The organism is Burkholderia sp. 4NA327C6, from assembly GCF_005502655.1.
Classification (GTDB): domain Bacteria; phylum Pseudomonadota; class Gammaproteobacteria; order Burkholderiales; family Burkholderiaceae; genus Burkholderia; species Burkholderia contaminans.
Genome location: NZ_SCNZ01000049.1, coordinates 1 through 22,754 on the forward strand (window position 1 = coordinate 1; position 22,754 = coordinate 22,754).

The 22,754-nt window shown below is 68.3% G+C and carries 6 protein-coding genes; all 6 read right to left on the reverse strand.

The window, feature by feature from the left end:
- On the reverse strand, positions 1-11,219 hold an 11,219-nt coding region (locus FFS49_RS33840), incomplete at its 3' end, for a type I polyketide synthase (RefSeq protein ID WP_137951043.1).
- Complete coding sequence (locus FFS49_RS33845; protein WP_105818479.1) at positions 11,216-14,539, reverse strand: bifunctional LLM class flavin-dependent oxidoreductase/SDR family oxidoreductase; 3,324 nt, start codon at positions 14,537-14,539, stop codon at positions 11,216-11,218. The genes FFS49_RS33840 and FFS49_RS33845, both read right to left, overlap by 4 nt.
- Positions 14,536-18,963, reverse strand: a complete 4,428-nt coding sequence (locus FFS49_RS33850) for a beta-ketoacyl synthase N-terminal-like domain-containing protein (RefSeq protein WP_105818480.1) — start codon at positions 18,961-18,963, stop codon at positions 14,536-14,538. The genes FFS49_RS33845 and FFS49_RS33850 overlap by 4 nt, the downstream gene beginning before the upstream one ends.
- A gap of 192 nt (positions 18,964-19,155) precedes the next feature.
- The gene (locus FFS49_RS33855; RefSeq protein WP_105818528.1) at positions 19,156-20,142 is read right to left on the reverse strand and encodes a TauD/TfdA family dioxygenase; all 987 of its coding nucleotides are present in this window, start codon (positions 20,140-20,142) and stop codon (positions 19,156-19,158) included.
- Between the two features lie 76 nt (positions 20,143-20,218).
- Positions 20,219-21,529, reverse strand: coding sequence for a diaminobutyrate--2-oxoglutarate transaminase family protein (locus FFS49_RS33860; protein WP_105818481.1), 1,311 nt, complete (start codon positions 21,527-21,529; stop codon positions 20,219-20,221).
- A 207-nt stretch (positions 21,530-21,736) separates the two neighbouring features.
- On the reverse strand, positions 21,737-22,687 hold the full coding sequence (locus FFS49_RS33865; RefSeq protein WP_105818482.1) for a UDP-glucuronic acid decarboxylase family protein: 951 nt from the start codon (positions 22,685-22,687) through the stop codon (positions 21,737-21,739).
- Positions 22,688-22,754: the final 67 nt, after the last annotated feature.

The window sequence follows — 22,754 nt, forward strand, 5'->3', positions numbered from 1 at the left end:
ATCGGCACGATGCGGTGCGGATCGTCGCGCCGGCATTCCCACGCGGTCACGTCGACGGCGGCCTCGGTGGGGCCGTAGAGGTTGTAGAGCTCGACGTCCAGGCGCTCGAGGCAACGCTGCTGCAGGTCGTGGGGCAAGGCTTCGCCGCTGCACACGACGCGGCGCAGCGACGCGCAGTGCGCGTCGAGGTCCGGATGATCGAGGAACGCGCGCAGCATCGACGGCACGAAATGGATCGTGGTGATGCGTTCGCGCTCGATGAGCTCGACCAGGTAGTCGGTCTCGCGCTGGCCGCCGGGGCGGGCGAACACGAGGCGCGCGCCGGTGACGAGCGGCCAGAAGAGTTCCCAGACCGAGACGTCGAAGCTGAACGGGGTCTTCTGCAGCACGGCATCGTCGGCGCCGAGCGCATAGGCGTGCTGCATCCAGAGGATGCGGTTGGTGATCGCGCGGTGGGTGTTGAGCGCGCCCTTGGGTCGGCCGGTCGAGCCGGACGTGTAGATCATGTAGGCGAGGTTGTCGCCGTTCAGCGCGGGTGCGGGGTTGGACGTCGCCGCGGCATCGAGGTCGAGCGCGTCGCGATCGACGACGATCACGTGCGCGTCGGTGTCGGGCAGCGCGTCAAGCAGATGCTGCTGGGTGAGGAGCCAGCGCAACTGCGCGTGGTCGATCATGAAGCGCACGCGCTCGGCGGGGTAGTCGGGGTCGACGGGGACGTAGGCGCCGCCGGCCTTGAGGATCGCGAGCAGGGCGACGCTCATGTCGAGGGAGCGCTCCATGGCGACGCCGACGAGTGCATCGGCGCCGACGCCGAGCGCGACGAGGTGGTGGGCGAGGCGGTTGGCGCGCAGGTTGAGTTCGGCGTAGGTGAGCGCGGTGTCATCGAAGACGACAGCGACGGCATCGGGCGTGCGCTCGACCTGTTGCTCGAACAGGCGATGCAGCGGTTGTGCGGCGGCGTCGCCGAAATCCGTGTCGGTGCGGTTCCACTCGACGGTCAGCAGTTTCCGCTCCGCATCGCTCGACAACGGCAGACGGGCAACGGCAGCTGACGCATCGTCCGCGAGATGCGTCAGCAGGGTCCGGTAGATGTCGAGGAAACGCTGTACCGTGCTCGCGTCGAACAGATCGGTGTTGTAGTCGCAATCGATCAGGAGTGCCTGCCCCGCGTCGAGCACGTTGACGTTCAGGTCGAACGCGGTATGGCGGATCAGCGGCGCCACGAGGCCGACCGTCAGGCCGCGCAGTTCGGGCAGCGCCGACACCGGTTCGAGGTTGAAGACCGCCGATACCAGCGGCGCGGCGTTGAGATCGCGCTGTGCGCCGATTTCGCGGACCAGTTCGGCGAACGGATAATTCTGGTGCTCGAGCGCGTCGAGCAGGTTCTGCCGGGTGCCGGCCAGGAAACTGGCCACGGTGGCCTGCTCCGGCAGCGTGGAGTGCAGCGGCAGCAGATGCGTGCAGTAGCCGGCGAGGCGGTCGCTGCCGGCCACGGAGCGGCCGGTCACCGGGATGCCGGTGACGATCTCCTGCTGGCCGGCGACGCGGTGAAGGAACAGATTGAAGCCGGCGAGCAGCACCATGTAGAGCGTGCAGCCGTTCTGACGGGCCGCGGTACGCAGCGTCGCGGCCGCCGCCGCGTCCAGATGCAGGGACACGCGCTCGCCGTGAAACGTCTTCACCGCGGGCCGCGGGTAGTCCAGCGGAAGATTCAGCGGTGCGGCCTGACGCGCGCATTGCGCCAGCCAGTACTCGTGATTCGCCTTCGTTTCCGGGCTGTGGCGCTGGCCGTCGAGCTGCTTCAGGTACGCGCGAAACTGCAGCGGCGCGTCGGCCGGCGCCGCACCGGCATACGCGCGGGCCAGATCCTCGAGCAGCACGCCGAACGTCGAGCCGTCACAGATGATGTGATGGGCCGTCATCACCAGCAGGTGACGCTCGCTGCCCAGGCGCACGAGCGCGGCCCGAAAGAGCGGCCCGTTCACCAGGTCGAACGGCTGGCGGCTTTCCTGCTCCCGCCACGCGTTCGGGTCCGTGTCGATCAGCGGAATCTCGAGTGTCAGCGACGGATGCACGATCTGGCCCGACCCGTCCGCCATCATCGTGGTGCGCAGCGCCTCGTGCCGATCGACGAGGCTCTGGACGGCGGCGCGCATCGCGGCTTCGTCGAGCCGGCCGTTCAGTTCGAGCGTGGTGTTGACGTTGTAGGCGAGCGATCCTTCGGGATCGATTTCCGACAACACCCACAGCTGGCGTTGCGCTTCGCTCAGCGCGGCCACCGTGCCGTGTTTCGAGTGCGGCCGGATGAAGCCGCCCCGGCGCAGGTCGGCGACGCTGTCCTTCACCGCCCGGATGAAGCGGTCGATATCGGCATCCGTATGCGCGGTGGACAGGAAGCAGGTGCGCCATTCCCAGATGTAGATGCCCTTTTCGAGCATGTGATAGAAGAACAGGTCGAGGTTCTCGGTGAATTCGAAGCGGAACATCGAGCCGAACCACGTGACCTTGATCGGCGCCTCGGCCTCCGCGAAGAACGCATTCAACGTGCCGGCGATCTGCGCGGTGCGTTCGTTGAGCGCGGCCTGCAGCGCCGGCCCTTCCTGCTCGATCTTCTCGAGCACGGCCAGCGCGGCCGCCATCGCGAGCGGATACTGGCAGAACGTGCCGCCGAACGCGGTGCGGTCCGCCGCGGGGAACGAGTGGTCGCCGTAGGTCCACATGCCGCCGTCGATGGCGTCCATGAAGCGGCTGGTGCCGGCGATGACGCCCAGCGGCAGGCCGCCGCCGATGATCTTGCCGTACGTCGCGAGATCGGCCCTGATGCCGAACATGGCTTGCGAGCCGCCCGGATGGACGCGGAAACCGGTGATCATTTCGTCGAAGATCAGCGCGACGCCGGCCTCCTCGGTGATGCGACGCAGTTCCTTGAGGAATGCGACGGGCTGCAGGGAAGGGTTGCGGCTCTGCACCGGCTCCACCATCACGGCGGCGAGGGTCGGCGCCATTCCGCGAATGGCCTCGAGCGCGGCGTCGCTGCCGTAATCGAGCAGGATCATGTTCTCGACCGAGCCGAACGGTACGCCCGGGGCGATGGTTTCCGTCACGCCTTCCGCGTTCGCTGCGGCGAGCGTGCCGTCGGCATGGCCGTGATACGAATGCGTGAACATCACGATCTTGTCGCGCCCGGTCACGGCGCGCGCGAGCCGCATCGCGGTCATGACGGCCTCGGTGCCGGTGTTCGAGAACGCCACGCGATCGAGGCCGGTCACGCGGGCAAAGCGCGCGGCGACTTCGCCGACGAGGCTGGAGCGCGCGCCCAGTTCGAGCGGGCGCTGCCATTCCCGGGTGACCTGCTGCTGGATGAAATCCGGCGTGTGGCCGAACAGATGCACGCCGAAGCCCATCGTGAAATCGATGTACTCGTTGCCGTCGATGTCCCACAGCCGCGAACCGGCCGCGCGATCGCCGACGATCGGATACAGCATCTCCTTGGTCGAAAAGCGGAAGCCGACCGTGGCGCGGCTGTCGGCCAGCACCGGGCGCGACGCCTGCACCGAGTCCTTCGATTTCCGGGTGCGCGTCGTGTAGCGCACGATCAGCGCCTCGAGATGCTCCTGCTGCGCGGCGGACAGCCCGCGCGCCCGCTGCTGGACCGGGCTGCCCCACGGCATCATCGGCTTGGGCGGCGGATTGTCGGCCGCGGGCGCCGCGGCAGCCGCAGGCGCGGGCTTTGCCGCGGGTGCGGCGGCCGGGGCCGCGCTCGCCGCCTGGGGTGCGACGCTCGCCGTGCTCGCGACGGCTTGCACGGCGGCCGTTGCCGGCCGGACGCCGGGCTGGCCGGTCAGCGACGTGCGCAGCAGTTCCATCTGCTGGCTCATCACGTGCGACAGCAGCTGATTCTGCTCCCGCAACACGCGCTCGACCGTCGAGTCGCCTTCGGCCGCCACCCATTCCGCCGGGGCGGCGGCGAGCGGCGCAAGCCCCGCCGCGGACGGCGCGACCGCGACCGCCGGCGTGGACGGTTCCGACACGGCCACGGCCACGGCTACGGCCTCGGCCCCGGACGGCGCGGCGGCTGCCGGCAGGTTGTCCGCGACATATTCGGCGAGCGCCTGCACCGTCGCCAGGTCTTCGAAGAAGCGGCGCATGGCCAGCTTCACGCCGTACTCCGCCTCGATGTGCCGGATGGCCTCGATCAGTACGATCGAGTCGGCGCCCATCTCGAGGAAGGGCAGTTCGATGTTGATGGTGGCGGGATCGGCCTGGATCAATTCGCCGATCTTGCCGCGAAGCCATTCGAGAATCTCGCCGCTGCGATTGTGCGTGGGTGCTGCGGCGATGGGTGATGCGCTTGTCTGAGTCATGGACGTGTCCGCTTTCTGGAACCAGGTACGGCTGCGTTGGAAGGGATAGGACGGCAATGCGATGCGCGCGGGCGCGGGTGTTTCGGTCGGGGCCCAGTCGACGTCGACGCCGCGGGCATACAGGCTCGACAGCGTTTCGATCAGCGCTTGCTGCTCGACTTGCGGCCGCTGCAGGGCAAGGAACTGGATCCCGGCGTCCGGCGCACAGCACGCGCGGGCCAGGTTGACGAGCACCGGCTTCGGGCCGATTTCGACGAGCACGTTGAAACCGGCTTCGGCGAGGCGCTCGACACTGCTCGCGAACTGCACCGGCTCCCGGCAGTGGCGGCGCCAGTACGTGTCGGTGGGCGCCTCGTCCATCACGGCGCCCGTGAGATTCGAATAGAACGGGATCGCCGGGCGTGCGACGGGCACGGTTTTCGCCGCGAGCTGGAAGCTGTCCAGCATCGGCTCGAGCAGCGGCGAGTGAAACGCGTGTGACGTATTGAGCGGCACGGACCGGATGTCCCGCGCGGCGAACGTATCGACCAGCATTGCGATGCGCTCGCGCTTGCCGGAGATCACGATGCTCGCCGGGCCGTTGACGGCCGCCACCGCAACTTCGTGCGGCCACGCGTCGATCGCGCGCTCGACCGTGGCGAGGTCGGCGAAAATCGCCGCCATCTCGCCGTCGCGGGGCAACGCCTGCATCAGCCGGCCGCGTTCGGCGATCAGCCGCAGGCCGTCTTCCGGCGAGAAGACGCCGGCTGCGCAAGCCGCCGCGTACTCGCCGACGCTGTGGCCCATCACGGCGTCGGGCGCCACGCCGAACGACGCCAGCAACGTGGTGAGCGCGTACTGCAGCGAGAACAGGGCCGGCTGGCTGTAGCCGGTCTGGTGGATGTCCTCGCCCTGGGCCGACAGCACCTCGAGCAACGGCTTGTCGAGCAGCGGATCGGCCACCGCGCGGCAGCGGTCGATGGCGTCGCGGAACACCGGATACGCGTCGTACAGACGGCGGCCCATGCCGGCGTATTGCGAGCCCTGGCCGGTGAACAGGAAGGCCATCTTCACGCGGGGGGCGGGCTGCGCCGCGCCGGCCGGTTCCTTCGCGTGGAACGCGCGCAGCTTGTCGATGGCGTCGTCGAGCGACGTCACCGGCCATGCCAGCCGATGCGCGAAATGCGAGCGGCCGGTCGCCGCCGAAAAGGCCACGGCCGCGATGTCGAGACCGGGTTCGGCTTCGAGCCGCCGCTGATAGCGCCCGGCCAGCTCGCGCAACGCCGCGGGGGTCTTGGCCGACAGCACCAGCGGATGCACCTTGTGTCTCGACGGCGTCGCCTGCAGCGCCGGCGCGGGCGCTTCTTCCAGCACCAGGTGGGCATTGGTGCCGCTCGCGCCGAACGCGCTGACGCCGGCTCGCCGTGGCCGTTCGCCACGCGGCCACGCGCTCGCCTCGGCGCAGATCTCGAGGGGCAGCGCGTCCCACTGCACCAGCGGGCTCGGCTGGCGGAAATGCAGGTGGGCGGGCAGGCGGTCGTGGTTCAGCGACAGCACGACCTTGATGACGCCCGCGATGCCGGCGGCGGACTCCGTGTGGCCGATGTTGGTTTTCACCGAGCCGACGCGCAGCCGCCGGCCTGCGTCGCGGCCTGCGCCGAACACCGTCGCCAGCGCCTGCAACTCGACGGGATCGCCCAGCGGGGTGCCGGTGCCGTGCGCTTCCACGTAATCGATGGAAGCGGCGGGCAACCCGCCCAGCGCCTGGCGGATCACGGCTTCCTGCGCCCGCCCGTTCGGCGCGGTAAAGCCGCTCGACGCGCCGTCGTGGTTGACCGCCGAACCCCGCAGCACGGCCAGCACGCGATCGCCCGCGGCGAGCGCATCGGACAGGCGCTTGAGCACCAGCGCGCCGCAGCCTTCGCTGCGCACGAAGCCGTCCGCCGCCGCGTCGAAGGTCTTGCAGCGGCCGTCCGGCGCCAGCGCCCGCGTGCGCGAGACGGCGATGGAGTTGTCCGGCGACAGGATCAGGTTGACGCCGCCCGCGATGGCGAGATCGCACTCGCCGCTGCGCAGGTTCTGGCTGGCGGTATGGATCGCGGTGAGCGACGACGAGCAGGCGGTGTCGATCGCCATGCTCGGCCCCTGCACGCCGAGTCCGTAGGAGATGCGGCCGGCCGCCGTATTCAGCGGGTTGCCGGTGAAGAAATAGCCGTCGATGCCGCTGCCGCCGCCGTTGCGAAGCTGCAGGTTCGCGTAATCGTTGGTGGTGATGCCGACGAAGACGCCGGTGCGGCTGCCCTTGAGACTGTCGACCGGAATGCCGGCATGCTCCAGCGCTTCGTGACTGACTTCGAGCAACAGGCGCTGCTGCGGGTCCATCGCGGCCGCTTCGCGTGGCGTGATGCGGAAGAACGCCGGATCGAACTGGTCGACGTCGTCGAGAAAACCGCCGAAGCGGCTGTACATACGCCCCGGCGCTTCCGGATCGGGATCGTAGTACGCGTCGACATCCCAGCGCTCGCGCGGCACTTCGGAGATCGCATCCACGCCGTCGTTCAGCAGGTTCCAGTAGGCGTCGAGATCGTGCGCGGCGCCCGGAAACCGGCAGCTCATGCCGACGATCGCGATCGGCTCCGGCGTGCCGGCCTCGCGGGCATCGATGGCCGGCGCGACCGGTCGCGGCTGCTGCTGCTGCGGCGGCACGGACTGCGCCTGAGCCGGCGCCACGTGCGCATCCGGCGCCGTGCCGGACGCCTGCTCCGCCAGGAAATCCGCGAGGGCGTTGACCGTCGGATGATCGAACAACAGCGCGACCGACAGCGGGATGCCCAGCGCATTTTCGAGGTGCGTGCGCACGTCCAGCGCCATCAGCGAATCCATGCCCATCTCGAAGAAGCCGAGATCGCGATCCAGCGTCCCCGCGTCGTAGCCGAGCACCTGGGCCACCGCGCGATCGATGCTGTCCGCCAGCAGGCGCTTGCGCTCGCGCGGCGACGCGTCGCTCAACGCCGGCATTGCCGGCGCGCTCGGCGCGCTTTTGGCCACCCGCACGCGGTCGAGGAACGGCTTGGGTCCGCGCGCCTCGTAGGAACCCTGGAACAGCGCCAGGTCGATATCGACGACCGCGACCTGGGGCACGGCGGGGAGACGATTCAGCACGTCGAGCGCGCGCTCCGCCGCCAGCGACCGGATGCCGACACGCCGCAGCAGCGCTTCCGCCTCGGGGAACGTCATGCCGCCTTCCGCCCAGGGCCCCCAGTTCACGCTCAGCGCCGGCAGGCCCTGGCCGCGGCGATGATGCGCGAGCGCGTCGAGGAAACGGTTCGCGGCACTGTAGTGCGCCTGCTCACGCGAGCCCCACGCGGACGCGATCGACGAAAACAGGAGGAAGAAATCGAGCGGGAAGTGCTCGCTCTGCTGATGGAGCAGCCACGCGCCGGCGACCTTCGGTTGCAGGACCGCGTCCAGTTCGTCGCGCTCGACCTGCATGATCGGCTTGTAGCCGACGATGCCGGCCGCGTGCACGATGCCTTTCAGCGGCACGCCGTCGCGCCGCAGCGCGGCGAAGAAAGCGGCGACCGCTGCGGGGTCGGCGATATCGAGGCGCTCGCAGCGCAGCGTGACGTTCCGCTCACGCAGCTCGGCGATCGCCCGCTGGCTCTCGTCGCTCGCGGCCCCTTGCCGGCCGACCAGGATCAGCGTGCCCGCACCGCGCGCCGCCAGCCATCGGGCGGTGTGCAGCCCGAGCGCGCCGAACCCGCCGGTGATCAGGTAGGCCGCGTCCGGGTCGACCGGCAGCGCGGCCGTTTCGGCTTGCACGAGCGGGCTCAGGCGCGCGACATGGCGCGCGCCGTGCCGCAACGCCACCTGCTCCTCGCGGCTCTCGCCGAGCATCTCCTGAAGCAGTGCCTGCGTCTCGTTCTCCGGCGCGGCCGGATCGAGATCGATCGCGGTGCCGAACCATTCCGGATGCTCGATCATCGCCCCGCGTGCGAGGCCCGACAGCGCAGCCTGGGCGAGCCCGGATACGTGCGGCGCTTCGCCGGCTTCCACCGCGTCGCGCGTGACCACCGAGATCCTGGGCCGGGTCGAAGGCGTCCACTCGCGCTCGCTGCCGACCAGCGCGTGCACGAGATGCAGCAGGGCGGCGGACATGCGCGTCTCGCCGACGGCTTCGTCCAGCGCCCATAAAAAGACGATGCGCTGGCCGGGGGCGGCGGTCTCGTTCAGCAGGCGGACGAAATCGTCCGGCCGCTCGGGCGCGACCTGCCAGCCCGCTTCCGCGCCGGTGACATAGTCGATGCCGGGGCGGACCAGCGAGCAGGATGCGCCGCGCGCGCGCAGCAGCGCTGCAAGCCGCCCGCCGACACCGCTTGCGTCCGCGAAGATCAGCCATGGGGACGCGTCGGCGGCGACCAGTGCAGCCGGCGTCGCGGCCTGCTGCTCCCACACCACGTGATAGAGCGGGTGTGCGTGCGGCGCGACGGTTTCGGCGGGGGCGAATGCAGTCCGGAGCAGGTCCGGAAACGCGTTCAGCATGTCCTCCGGGTACTTGCCGGACGACTTGAGGTGCCGCAACGCTGCGTCGATGCTGCCGGCATCCATGCCGACGATCGGCGACGGGATCTTCTCCAGGCTGAAGCGCTGACGCTCGAACGGGTAGTTCGGCAGGGTCGTGGCGGGCTGGGCGGGCGCCGGAAACAGCGCACGCCAGTCGAACTGCGCGCCCTGCACGTACAGCGCCGCGAGTGCGCGCTCCAGGGCATCGCCCGCGCAGGGCGGCGGCAGCCAGCCGTCGGCGAGCCCCTCCGGCGGGTGCGATGCGTCGGCCTGATCCGGCGCGCCAGCCAGTTGCAACCAGTACTGCGGGTGCGTTACCTCGTCGGTCACGTCGGCGCCGAGACAGCCGGAAATCAGGCGGACCGACGGCCGTGCGAGCGGCATGTCCCGAAGCACGGCGCGCAACGCTTCGGCATCCGAACGGGCGGCCACGAGGCGCAGCGCGTCGGCCACGCTCACGACGCCCGCCACGCAGGCCGCGACATATTCGCCGATGCCATGGCCCGACACGACGGCCGGGCGGATGCCCCATCCCTTCCACAGTTCCGCCCACGCGAACTGGATCGCGAACCGGCCCGCGTCGGTCTCGAGTGCGTCCAGCGGCACCGAGCAACGCGCGAACGCGTCGCGGAACAGCGGTTCCGACGCGTGCAGCGCATGCGCGACGCCGCTGTCCGGCACGCCGAACCGGAAGCCCATGCGCAACGCCTTGCCCGTGCGCGCCGCTGCCGCCGACGATACCCGCTCGCCCGATACATAGGCGGCGCGAAACGGATAGTGACTCCGCCCGGTGGCGGCGGCACGGCAGATCGCGGCCAGCTCCTGCGGCGTCGCGCCGGCGATCGCGCGCTCGTAGCGTTGCACGAGCGCCGCCAGCGCCGCTTCGGACCTTGCCGACAGCAGCAGCAGCGCGCGCTGCGCGGCGTGTGCCGGCGCGACGGGCGGTTCCTCGACGATCGCGTGGGCATTGGTGCCGCTGAATCCGAACGCGCTCACCCCGGCGATGCGCCTGCGTTCCCCGCGCCGCCACGCGACCGGATCGGCCGCGACGCGGATCGGGATGTCCTGCCACGGCGTATGCGGATTGGGTTGCGTGAAATGCAGGTGCGCCGGAATCCGGTCGTGCTCGAACGACAGCAGCACCTTGATCAGGCCGGCGATGCCGGAGGCCGATTCCAGATGCCCGATATTGGTCTTGACCGAACCGATCACGAGCGGCTCGTTCGCCGCGCGCCCGGGGCCGTAGACGCCGGCCAGCGCTTCGACCTCGATCGGGTCGCCGAGGGACGTCCCGGTGCCGTGCGCCTCCACATAGGAGACGTCGCCGGGCGCGAGGCCGGCCTGGTTCAGCGCGCGGCGGATCACCCGTTCCTGCGAATCGCGGCTCGGCACGGTGAGCCCGCCGCCCGCGCCGCCCTGGTCGACCGCCGTGCCGCGCACGATGCCGAGCACCCGGTCGCCGTCGGCGAGCGCGTCGGCGAGGCGTTTGAGCACCACCATGCCGCACCCTTCGCCGCGCACATAGCCGTCCGCCGCCGCGTCGAAGGTCTTGCAGCGTCCGTCCGGCGACAGCATGCGCGCCTGCGAGAAGCTGACCATCACCTCGGGCGACAGCATCAGGTTGACGCCGCCCGCGAGCGCCATGTTGCTTTCGCGCGAGCGCAGGCTTTCGCAGGCGAGGTGCAGACACACCAGCGACGACGAACAGGCGGTATCGATCGCCATGCTCGGGCCGGTGAGGCCCAGCACGAACGACAGCCGGCCCGCGGCCATGTTCAGCGCGCTGCCCGTGCCGGCGTAGCTGCTCGACGGCATCGACGCATTGGACACCTGGATCGCGTGGTCGAAGCAGGTGATGCCGACGTACACGCCGGTGGCGGACTGCCGGAAGCGCTCGGGCGCGAGATGGGCGTTCTCGAGCGCCTCCCACGCCACTTCGAGCAGGAGCCGTTGTTGCGGATCGAGGTAGGTCGCTTCGCGCGGCGCGATCCCGAAGAACGCCGCGTCGAACTGATCCACGCGTTCGAGAAAGGCGCCGTGGCGGGTCGCCATCTTGCCGGGCGTGGACGGATCGGGGTCGTAGTAGCGATCGATGTCCCAGCGTTCGCCCGGCACTTCGGTGACGGCATCGCGCGCGCCGTCGAGCAATTGCCAGAACGCGTCCGGTGTATCGCTGCGTCCGGGGAAGCGGCAAGCCATGCCGATGACGGCGATCGGTTCGTTGCGGTCCGAACGCAGCGCCGCGATTTCCGCGCGCCGCAGGCGCAGTTCGTCGAGCGCGGCTTTCAGTGCATGCGTGGCCTTGGCGTTCATTGGGCGCCGATCTCCTGGGCGATCAGTTCGGAAAGGTCGTCCTCGTCGAGGTCGTCGGATGCTTCGTCGACGACCGGCGCGGGGAGCGATGGCGACAGTTCGTTGAGTACGTACTGCGCGAGCGTCTGCAGGTTCGGATAGGAAAAGAACAACGTCGCGCGAAACGGTCTTCCGAACACCTTGGTGAGGCGGTCCGTCAGTTCGAGCGCGACCAGCGAATCCAGGCCGAGATCGAGCAGCGATTGCTCGGGCGCGATGGCGTCGGGGCCGGAAAGGCGCAAGGTTTCAGCCAGCATCGCCGCGAGCGTGTCGGCGATGAGTTCGACCCGTTCGCGCGGCGCGCACGCATGCAGCTGGCGCAGCAACGCCGTCTCCTGCTGCGGCTGCCGCGCGGCCGGTTGCGCCAGCTCGGAAAACAGCGCGGACCCGGCGGCCGGCGCATCGACCCGGAACAGGGTCGGCCAGTCGATTTGCGCGACCCCGGACTGCGCGACGCCGGACGCCATCAGCCGTTCCAGCGTCGCGATGGCCAGTTCGGGCGGCAGCGTGCCGACGCCGAGCGCGCCGAGTTGTTCGTGCGCGCGCCGTCCGTAGTCGGTGGCGGCGTGGCCGATCTCCGCCCACGGCCCCCAATTGACGCTGAGCCCCGGTTTCCCCTGCGCGCGCCGATGCTGGGCGAGCGCGTCGAGGAAGCTGTTCGCGGCCGCGTAGTTGCCCTGGCCCGGCATGGTGATCAGCGCGGCCATCGACGAGAACAAGACGAAATGGTCGAGCGGCAGGTCGGCCGTCAGCTCGTGCAGATACCACGCGCCGTCGGCCTTGCCGCTGCCGGCGCGATGGAAGAAGTCGTCGTCCTGGCGTGTCAGCAGCGCATCGTCGAGTGCGCCGGCGAGGTGAAAGATCCCTTTGAGCGGCGGCATCGAATGCGCGATTTCACCGAGCGCCTGCTCGACGTCCTCGCGACGCGACAAGTCGGCGCGAATGAACCGCGCGTCGAGCGTGCGCAGGATTTTCCCGGCTGCGGCGGAAGGTTCGCCGCGCCCCAGCAGCACGATTTTCCCGGCGCCGTTGTCGGCAAGCCAGGACGCGAGCCGCAGGCCGAGCCCGCCGAGCCCGCCGGTCACCAGATAGGTCGCGTCACCGTGGAACCGGATCGGCCGGTGGCTGACGTATTCGCGATTGTCTCGGACGATGCGCGCGACGTAGCGCTGGTCGCGGCGAAACGCGATCATGTCCTCACGGCCGCCAGCCTGTACCGATTGCATGATGTCCGCTGCCGACGGCTGCGCGGGATCGAGGTCGACGAGCCCGCCCCACAGCGCCGCATGCTCCACCGCGATCGCGCGGCCCAATCCCCACAGCGGGGCCTGTGCCACCGCGATCGATTCGCCATCCAGAACATGCATCGCGCCCGACGTCACCAGCCACAGGCGAGCCTGCCGGGCCGACGGCGCGCGTGACGCAAGCGCCCTGACCAGGTGCAGCACGCTCGCGCTGGCACGCCGTCTCGCCGCGATGTCGGCGGGCGCGAGATCGAGACTCCACAGGTGGATGACGCCCTTCAGCGGGCGGTCGGCCGCGGGCAGTTCCGGCGTCGCGTCGGCGAAGCGCAGCGTGCATGTATCGCCGTGGGCTTCCAGCAGAGTCGACAGCTGGGCGCCCACGCCGCCGCGGTCCGCGAGAATCAGCCACTCGCCGGGCGCCGAACCGCCGGTTGCCGCGTCGACGTTCGACGGTCTCCACACGCGCTGATAAAGCAGCGTGGCGAAGTCGTGGCGCTCGACGGCGCGCGCCGCGCGCACCTGCTGCAACCGCAGTGCATCGATCTCGATCAGCAGTCGGCCGGCCAGGTCATGGACGCGGATGTTGCCCTCCAGCGCGCCCTGTCCGATCGGCGTGCGCAGCGTGGCGTGACTCCATGCCTCGGTCGACGCCGGCGGCTGATGGACCCGTACCGCGCCGATCGAGCTGGGCAGGTACAGGTCGCCCGACTCCAGCGCGTCCGGGTCGATGGCGGCGGCGAGTACGCGGCTGCACGCGTCGAGAAAGGCGGGGTGGACCTGGTACGGCGACGACGCCAGCGCATCGGCCGGCAGGCTGATTTTCCCCAGCGCCTCGCCGGTCGTGCGCCAGATCTGCCGGATCGCGTCGAACACGCCGTCGATCTGCACGCCGTGCTGCCGGATTTCGCCGTTGAAGTCCGCGCCCGACGTCGTTTCGGTGCAGCGGGCCTGCACTTCGGCGGCATCGAATCGCGTCGGCGCGGCGGATCGCCTGGGGGCGCACATTTCCCGGAGCCGGCGCAGCTGCGGAAGATTGCCGAGGATCCGCTCGACCGGCGGACCGAAATCGAGCAGGCAGGCCACTTCATCCACGCCGATCGACTCGAGATCCCGCACCAGTTCGACGCAGGTTTCCGGCGTGCCGATGAGCCCGCGCGATTGCGCGAAGCGTTCATAGAGAAACTCGACGAACTCGTCGAGTTCGCGTGCGCCCATCGCGCGCACGTCGACCGACTGGCCGCGACTCTGCGCCAGCCCGTTCAATAGCCCGATATTGCTGCGGATGTAGTTGCAGAACGGCACACGCGCCTGTTCGCGCGCCTGCGCCGCATCGTCGCCGACGAACGTGTGCAGCATCACGGACACGGTGCCGGCCGCCGGATCGAAGCCATGGTTCGCACGCGCTTCGCGGTAGAGGGCGATCTTGTGCGCGAGCTGGTCCCGATCCTGGTCGAGCACGTGGGTCAGCAGGTTGGCGCCGGCTTCGCCGGCACGTACGAACGTCTGCGGATTGCTCGCGGCGGTCACCCAGACGGGCAGCTCCGGCTGCACCGGCGTCGGATAGATGCGCAACCGCACCGGCTTGCCGACGCCGTTCGTCGCGTCCAGCGTGCCGCCGCGCCACAGATGCTGGACGGCGCGCATCGTGGTCAGCATGTCGTCCTGCCGGGTCGCATATTTGTCCGGGGCGAACACGAAGTCGTCAGGATTCCATCCGGAGGCGAACGACACGCCCACGCGGCCGTTCGACAGGTTGTCCACCATCGACCATTCTTCCGCGATCCGGATCGGGTTGTGCAGCGCGGCGACCACGCTGCCCGCGACCAGCTTCACGCGTTGGGTGGCCGCGGCGAGCGCGGCGTGCAGGACGGCGGGATTCGGGTAAAGCGAGCCGAATTCGGTGAAATGGCGCTCCGGCACCCAGACGCTGGAGAACCCGTTCGCATCGGCGAAACGCGCGCTTTCCATCACGAGCTGGTACTTGTTGCCGGACAGCGCCTCTTCACTGCTGGCGAAGAACATCAGGCCGAATTTCATGCGTGGCTCCGATCCGATTCGTGAATTTCGGCACTCGCGCACATCTGCCATGTCGCGGTGGCGCGGGTGTCGTCGATCCGGTGATAGACGGCAAACGAAAACGGTCCCCAGGACCGGCGGCTCAGCACCGTCTGCACGGTGCGCGATTCGTGCGGATGCAGCGGCAGGGGCGCATGCAGTGCGAGGTCCTTCAATGTCGTATGGCCGGCAGCGCCGATTTCCGACGTTGCCGACAGCGCCATTTCCACGAAGGCGGCATAGGGCAGCACGGGCGCCCCCTTGACGCGATGACCGTCGAGAAAGGTGGTTGCCGGCGCATCGAGACGCGATTGCCAGATCCACGTGGCCGGCGCATGCGCGTGCTGCTCCATGAGGCGCCCGAGCAACGGATGCCGAGGCGCACGTGGGCTGATCCAGAAGCCGCGACGCTCGAACGGGTAGGTCGGCAGGGCGAGCCGGCGGCGCGGTGCACCTTGCTCCACGGCATCCCAGTCGATGGACGCGCCGCGTACGTAGAGCGCGGCGAGCGTGTGCAGGATCGCGTCCCACGCGGCCGTGTGCGCGCCGATGTCGATCACGATGCCGGGGTGTCCTGCCGCACCGCCGTCCGGCACCTGCGGCACGCCGGCCCACGCGGCTGCGGCGCGATGCCCGTCGCCGGTGCTGCTGACCGCGTCCGGCGTGATGCCGAAGGACATCCACAGTTGCGCGAGTGCGCGCTGGAATGTCGTGAACCCGGCTTCGTCGGGGGCGAGCCCGGGCGCGTCGGATGCGTCGGGTTGCCGCTGCATCAGCGCGTCGAAAGCGGTGCTGGCCGCGCGCAATTGCCGAACCGCGTCGGCGCTGGCGCCGTCGTCGGCGCAAAAGTGGAACGTCACCGCGGGCGGTGTTTCGGCAGGCTCGCCGGACCCAACAGCATCAAGTTGCGCACGCAACGAATCGAGACTCGATGCGACGATGGCCGCGCGCCGCGTGAAGTGGGTGCGGCCGGTATTGGCCGTGAACGCGACGTCCCGCACACGGGCCTCGGGATGGGCGTCGAGATAGGCCGCATAGGACGCGGCGAGCGCTTGTAACGCTTCCGGCGTGCGCGCGGAGAGCGTCACGACGCGCGTCGCGGGTGCAACCGGTTCGGCTTCGACCGCTGCGGGCCGCGGCGCTTCTGACAGGATCAGGTGCGCGTTGGTGCCGCCGAATCCGAACGAGCTCACCCCTGCCAGGCGCGGCCCGTGTTCCGAATGCCAGGGCGTGACCTGCTGAGGAATCCGGAAGGGCGTGCCGTCGAGCGCGATTTGCGGATTGATCGACCGGAAATGGAGGTTCGGCGGAATCGCGCGATGGTGGAGCGCCAGGGCGGTCTTGATCAGGCTGGCGATGCCCGCGGCCGATTCCAGATGGCCGATGTTGGTCTTGACCGACCCGATCCAGCAATGATCGTCCGGGCGGCGGGATGCGTTCAGCACGGCCGCCAGCGAGTTCAACTCGATCGGGTCGCCGAGCGGCGTGCCCGTCCCGTGCGCCTCGACGAAGCCGATGTCCTGCGCGCGCACGCCGGCGTCGCGCAGCGCGCCGTGAATCACGGCCTGCTGGGCCGGGCCATTCGGCGCGGTCAGGCCGTTGCTGCGTCCGTCCTGATTCACCGCCGAGCCGCGGATCACGGCGAACACGGTGTCGCCGTTCTCGAGCGCATCGTCGAGCCGCTTGAGCAGCACCATGCCCACGCCTTCGCCGCGCACATAACCGTTCGCTGCCGCGTCGAACGCCTTGCATCGGCCGTCCGGCGACAGCATGCCCGCTTGCGTGAAGGACGCGCTCAATTGCGGCGCCAGAATCAGGTTGACCCCGCCGGCCAGCGCCGCATCGGACTCGCCGCGCTGCAGCGCGCGGCACGCCTGATGAACCGCGACGAGCGAGGACGAACACGCGGTGTCGACCGCCCAGCTCGGGCCGCGCAAATCGAGCGCGTAGGAAATGCGGTTGGCGGCGACGCTGAGCGCATTGCCCGTCGCGACATAAGGGCCGACGTCCGCGACTTCGTCCTGCGCCAGACGGATGTAGTCCGAATTGCTGATGCCGACGATGACCGCGGTGCGTCCGCCGGCGAGGCTGCGGGGTGCGACGCCCGCATGCTCGAGCGTCTCCCAGGCCACCTCCAGCAGCAGGCGCTGTTGCGGATCCATCGATTCGGCTTCGCGGGCGCTGATGCCGAAGAACGCCGCATCGAACTGATCGACCTGGTCCAGCAGTCCGGCGGGCGGAAGGGCGGCGGCGCGCTGCGTCGCCGCACCGACCGCGTCCCGGCCCTCCAGCAGAAGCTGCCAGAATGCGTCGGGATTGCCGGCGCCGGGGAAGCGGCATCCCATCCCGACGATCGCGATATCCGCGCGTGCTCCGGCCGAGCCCGGCGCCTGCTCCGGCATGGCATTCCCGGTGCCGCTCAAATGGCGCGCCAGCAGGGAAATACTCGGAAAATCGTAGACGACGGTCGGGGAAACCGGCCGCCCGAGCCAGTCCTGCAGCTCGCCCGAGAGCATGATGGCGTCCTTCGAATCGAGCCCGTGGACGCTGAACGGCGCGTCGGGGTCGATCTTGCCGGAAGCGATTCCCGACAGACGCGAGACACGCTCGATGCACCATTGCACGAGCGCTTGCGTGTCGCGTGGCTCGGCCGTCTGCGGGGGCGCTGGCGGCGCGGAGAACGCACGCCGCCATTCGCCCGCGATCGCGAGCCCCTGTTCATCGAGGAATGCCTGCCTGATCCGGCTCCGCTGGATTTTTCCGCTGGACGTGCGCAGGATCGTGGCAGGTTTCAACAGGACTGCCGCATACAGATCGACGTCGTGCACTTCGGCGAGCGTGTGCCGGATCTCGGCGGCCACGGCTTCCGCGTCCAGCGTGTTGAGCGCTTCCCGGCGCACTTCACAGGCGACGACGACCCGCTCCACGTTATCGACGTGGATCGAGAAAGCCGCCGATGCGTTCGGCGCCAGCGCGGGGTGGCTGCCCTCCGCGGATTGCTCGAGATCCTGCGGGTAGTGATTGCGGCCGGCGACGATGATGAGGTCTTTCAAGCGGCCGGTAACGAAGAGATCCTCGCCATCGACGAAGCCGAGATCGCCCGTGCGCAGGTAACGCGCGTCATCGCCGTCCAGCTTCGCGCGGAAGGTGCGCTCCGTTTCGTCGATACGGTTCCAGTAGCCGACGCCGACACTCGGGCCGGTCAGCCAGATTTCGCCGATCCGGCCGGGCGCGCAGCGCTCACCGGTATCCGGATTCACGATCCGCACGCGGTGCTCAGCCCAGGTCCGGCCGCATGAGACCAGCGCGTGGCGCTTGCCGGAGTCGCTTCTCGTCGCCACGCCTTGTGCCAGCGCGTCGGCATCGTAGTCCGCCACGCGCGGCAGCGAGCGTGCCGGCTGGCCGGAGATGAACAAGGTCGCCTCGGCCATCCCGTAGACGGGGCGCATGGTGTGCGCGTGGAAGCCGCACGCGGCGAAGGCGCGCGAAAAACGCGCCACCGACTCCGCGCGCACCGGTTCCGCGCCGTTGAATGCAACCCGCCAGCTGCTCAGGTCCAGCTGCGCGCGCGCTTCATCGGAGATTTTGCGAGCACACAGGTCATACGCGAAATCCGGCGCGGCGCAATGCGTGCCGCGATACTTCGTGATGGCCTGCAGCCATCGCACGGGTTTCTGCACGAATGCCGCGGGCGCCATCAGCACCGACAGCACGCCGAGATAGATCGGCAGCAGCACCTTCCCGAAGAAACCCATGTCGTGAAACACCGGGAGCCAGCTGACGAATACCGCCGACACATCGGCATCGCTCGCCTCGGCGATGACCGCCATGTTGCTCAGGATGTTCGCATGGCTGATCATCACGCCTTTGGGCGTACCGGTGGAGCCTGACGTGTATTGCAGAAGCGCCAGCGTCTGCGGCGTGATGTCCGGTGCGCGCCATTGTTCGGCCGGGGCGTCGAAGCGCTGGTCCGTCGCCAGGATCTTCAGTTCCAGCGTGTCGGAATAACCGTCCGCCTGATGCGCGATGCCGTCGAGCGTCGCGGCGTCCGTCAGCGCGACGACCGGCGTGGCGTCGGCGACGATGGCCTTGAGACGATCGGCGGGACGATGCCTGCGCGGTGGATAGGCGGGTACGCCGATCAGGCCGGCGTACAGGCATCCCACCCATGCGCAGATGAATTCCAGCCCGGGCGGATAAACCAGAAGGACGCGATCGCCCGGTTGCGCGATATCTTGCAGCCTGGCGGCGATGCCGCGAGCCCGCTTGTCCAGGTCGCCGAACGTGAGGCGGGTCAGCTCCGCTTCGCCGTTCTCGAGAAAAATGAATGCGGTCTTCTCCGGTTCGACCTTGCCGCGAAACAACAAAATTTCTGTAACAGTCCTGAATTTTGTATCGGGAAGCATGCTCAACCTTCGTTGTCTTCTAAACGTTGAATATCTCAGGACCGGTTGTGGCGATCCCGCCAAGCGTGCTTCATCGGACGGTATTGAAATTAGAGCATTGCTCTAATCCGGCGTCTGCCCCGTAATCCAAGGACACGGCGTTTCGCGCACTGGATCGATACCGCTTGTCGTTGACGTGTACGCTCGCGCTCGCTAACGACCGGCGATTCCTTCGATGTCGGGCGTGTACGGGTCCAGCAGTGACACGACGACCTTGCGCTCGCCTTCGAACGGGTTGCGGCCATGCGCGAAGCGCATGTTGTCGACCAGCAGGACGTCGCCTCGTTGCCAGGGAAACGTGATCGCGCATTCGCGGAACGCGCGGCGGATCTGCTCGAGGTCGGCGAGATCGAATGGACTCCCGTCGCCATGGCAGGCATTGCGCGGAATGCGATCCTCGCCGAACAGGCTGACGATCGAACTGGCGAGCGATGCTTCCAGGTTCGAGATGTGGAACAGATGGGCTTGATTGAAGAACACCCGCTCGCCGGTGACCGGATGGTAGGCCACGCCCTGGTTGACCTGGGCGGTGCGCATTGTGTCGTCGTCGAGCCATTCGAGCGCGATGCCGTTGTCTGCGCAGAAGGCTGCAACCTCACTGCGGTCGCTGGTCTGGAACACGGTTTCCCACGGAATGTCGACGTGCCGCCGGTAGTGCCTGACATAGCGGACCTGTCTCGCCTCGAAGTGATCCAGGATGCGCGGTCCGATCCTGCGGCTCACCTCACGCATGTCGGCAATCGGCGTTTCGCCGCCGGTCGCGGCCGGTGTCAGGCAACAGAAGGCCACTCTCAGCGGCCAGCTTCGTTGATACGCGTTTTCGCAATGAAGGGCGATCGTCTCGCTCGGCGGATACTCGGTTGCGGTGAAGATGCCGTTGCCGATCGAGGTGCGCGGCGTGGAACGATAGACGTAGTCGGACTGATGGGCCGAAATCGCGTGAGCAAACGCTTCGAAGCCGCCCACGGATGAAACGTCGAAGCCACGAAACAGGAGTGCGCCATGCTCCAGAAGCCGGGATTCGAGTGCCGCCCGGTTGTCGTTCACCGCCTGCGCCAGATCGCGTCCATTCGACACAGGCTCCAGCAGCCACGGCGAGCTTCCCTCGGCAAGCAACTTGCGTTCCGTCATGCCCAGCATCGTCAATAGTCCTTTCCTGTACGTGGATCACGGCGAAGCCGAACGGGTCGGCCCGCGTGGTCGCGCCGCGGCGCGGCTATGAACGGCAGGCCGTTTCCACGGCATGCTCGAAGCGATTGAGAATGTCGTGGATGTCCGCTTCCGAAACGATCAGCGGCGGCAGGAACCGGAGTACCGCGCCGTTGCGGCCGCCGGTTTCGACGATGAGCCCGTTGCGCAGGCAGTTCCGCTTGATGGCCTTTGCCCATTCCGTGTGGGGTGGGCCGGCTCGGCCGTGGGTGCCGGGCACGACGACTTCGGCGCCGATCATCAGGCCGCGGCCGCGTATCTGGCCCAGGCAGGGGAAGCGTTCGGCAAGCCGCTCGAGGCCGGCAACCAGGAGTTTGCCGACCCTGTCCGCGTGCGCCGACAGATCTTCTCTCTCGACGATGCGCATGGTCGACAAGCCGGCCACCATCGCAATCTGGTTGCCTCGAAAGGTGCCGGCATGCGCGCCGGGCGGCCAGGTGTCCAGGCGCTCGTCATAGACCACCACCGACAACGGATAGCCGCCGCCGAATGCCTTCGACAGCACCAGTACGTCCGGCCGGATGCCGGAATGTTCGATCGCGAACAGGGCGCCGGTGCGACCGAGTCCGGTCTGCACTTCGTCGACGATCAACGGGATTTCATGCCGCAGCGTCAGCTCGCGCAACTCGATCAACCAGGTGTCGGGAGCGGGGATGCAGCCTCCTTCGCCTTGCACGACTTCGACGATGATGGCCGCCGGCTTCGTGATCCCGCTCTCGGGATCGGACAGGACGGTCCGGATGTAGTTGATGCTGAGTTGATCGGTCGCCGAGCCGTCGGTGCCGAACGGGCAGCGAAAGGCGTAGGGATAGGGCAGGAAATGAACGTCGCGTCCATTGCCGCCGGCCGACTTGGGCGTGAGGTTTCCCGACGCGGCGAGTGCGCCGGACGTCATGCCGTGGTAGGCGCCGTGGAACGCCATGATCGTCGGCCGGCCGGTATAGTGCCGGGTCAGCTTGATTGCCGCTTCGACGCCATCCGCGCCACTGGGGCTGCAAAACTGGATCTTGCCGGATTCGGCGATCTTCCCGGGCAGGAGCGAGAAAAGCTGCTCGACGAATGCGTGCTTCGCCGGTGTCGCCAGGTCGAGTGCCTGTTGCATCTGATCGGACGACAGAAACCGCATCACGGCTTCATTGACTTCCGGGTGATTGTGTCCGAGCGCGAGCGTGCCCGCATTCGACAGGCAGTCGATGTATTCCTGCCCGTCGGCGTCGCGTACGCGTATGCCCTTCGCATGGGTGAACAGCCGCGGGAAGGAGGTCGCGTAGGTTCGCGCGTTCGATTCGACCTGCTTCAGATACTCGAGTTTTTCCATGCGCGCAGATCCGGCTTGCAAGGCGGATTGATGGACACTGGCGCACGAGAATCGCTTCATCCTGGCCAATGGTGTTAACGGTACGACCGGATTGGAGCATGGTCTCCGTATCGCGTCTGTCACCTGAAAATGGGACATCGCCCATATGACTTCGCCACGTCATGCCGTTGCCTCCCGATCATCGAAGCGGGGTTTCCGGGCGCGGCGTCAGGCAGCGAGGGCCGAGCAGAAATAATCGATGGTCCGCCGGAGCCCCGCTTCGAGCCCGATCGTCGGCTCCCAGTCGAGGTGGGTGCGTGCGAGGCTGATGTCGGGGCAACGTTGCGTCGGATCGTCCTTCGGCAGCGGACGGAAGACGAGCCGCGACTTCGAGCCGGTCAGGCGCAAGATGATCTGCGCCAGTTCGCTGACCGCGATCTCGTGCGGATTGCCGAGGTTGATCGGGCCGGTGAGTTCAGCGGGCGCGGCCATCATCCGGATCAAGCCGTCGACCATGTCGTCGACATAGCAGAATGCCCGGGTCTGGCTGCCGTCGCCATACAGCGTGATGTCCTCGCCGCGCAGCGCCTGCACGATGAAGTTGGACACCACGCGGCCGTCGTTGGGATGCATGCGCGGCCCGTACGTGTTGAAGATGCGTACCACCTTGATTCGTACGTTCTGCTGGCGGTGATAGTCGAAGAACAGGGTCTCCGCGCAACGCTTGCCTTCGTCGTAGCAGGCGCGCGGCCCGAGCGGGTTGACGTTGCCGCGGTAACTCTCCGGTTGCGGATGCACGTCCGGGTCGCCGTACACCTCGCTCGTCGAGGTTTGCAGGACGCGCGCATGCGTGCGCTTGGCGAGCCCCAGCATGTTGATCGCACCCATCACGCTGGTCTTGGTGGTCTGTACGGGATCGAATTGATAGTGGACGGGCGAAGCCGGGCAGGCGAGGTTGTAGATCTCGTCCACCTCCACGTACAACGGAAAGGTGACGTCGTGGCGCAGCGCCTCGAAGCTCGGGTTGCCGAGCAGCGCGGCCACGTTCTGCTTCGTGCCGGTGAAATAGTTGTCGACGCACAATACGTCGTGACCGAGTTCGACGAGACGCTCGCAAAGATGCGAACCGAGGAAACCCGCGCCACCCGTTACGAGGATTCGCTTTCGATTACGTTGCACAATTGCACTCCAGGTATCGCGCGCAGGGAAGCCACGCTGCCTCCCCGCATGCTTGACCGGCCCGCAG

Coding starts and splice junctions, on each gene's coding strand:
- FFS49_RS33845 (WP_105818479.1), bottom strand. CDS start 14,539: ATGAAATTCGGCCTGATGTTCTTCGCCAGCAGTGAAGAGGCGCTGTCC.
- FFS49_RS33855 (WP_105818528.1), bottom strand. CDS start 20,142: ATGCTGGGCATGACGGAACGCAAGTTGCTTGCCGAGGGAAGCTCGCCG.
- FFS49_RS33850 (WP_105818480.1), bottom strand. CDS start 18,963: ATGCTTCCCGATACAAAATTCAGGACTGTTACAGAAATTTTGTTGTTT.
- FFS49_RS33860 (WP_105818481.1), bottom strand. CDS start 21,529: ATGGAAAAACTCGAGTATCTGAAGCAGGTCGAATCGAACGCGCGAACC.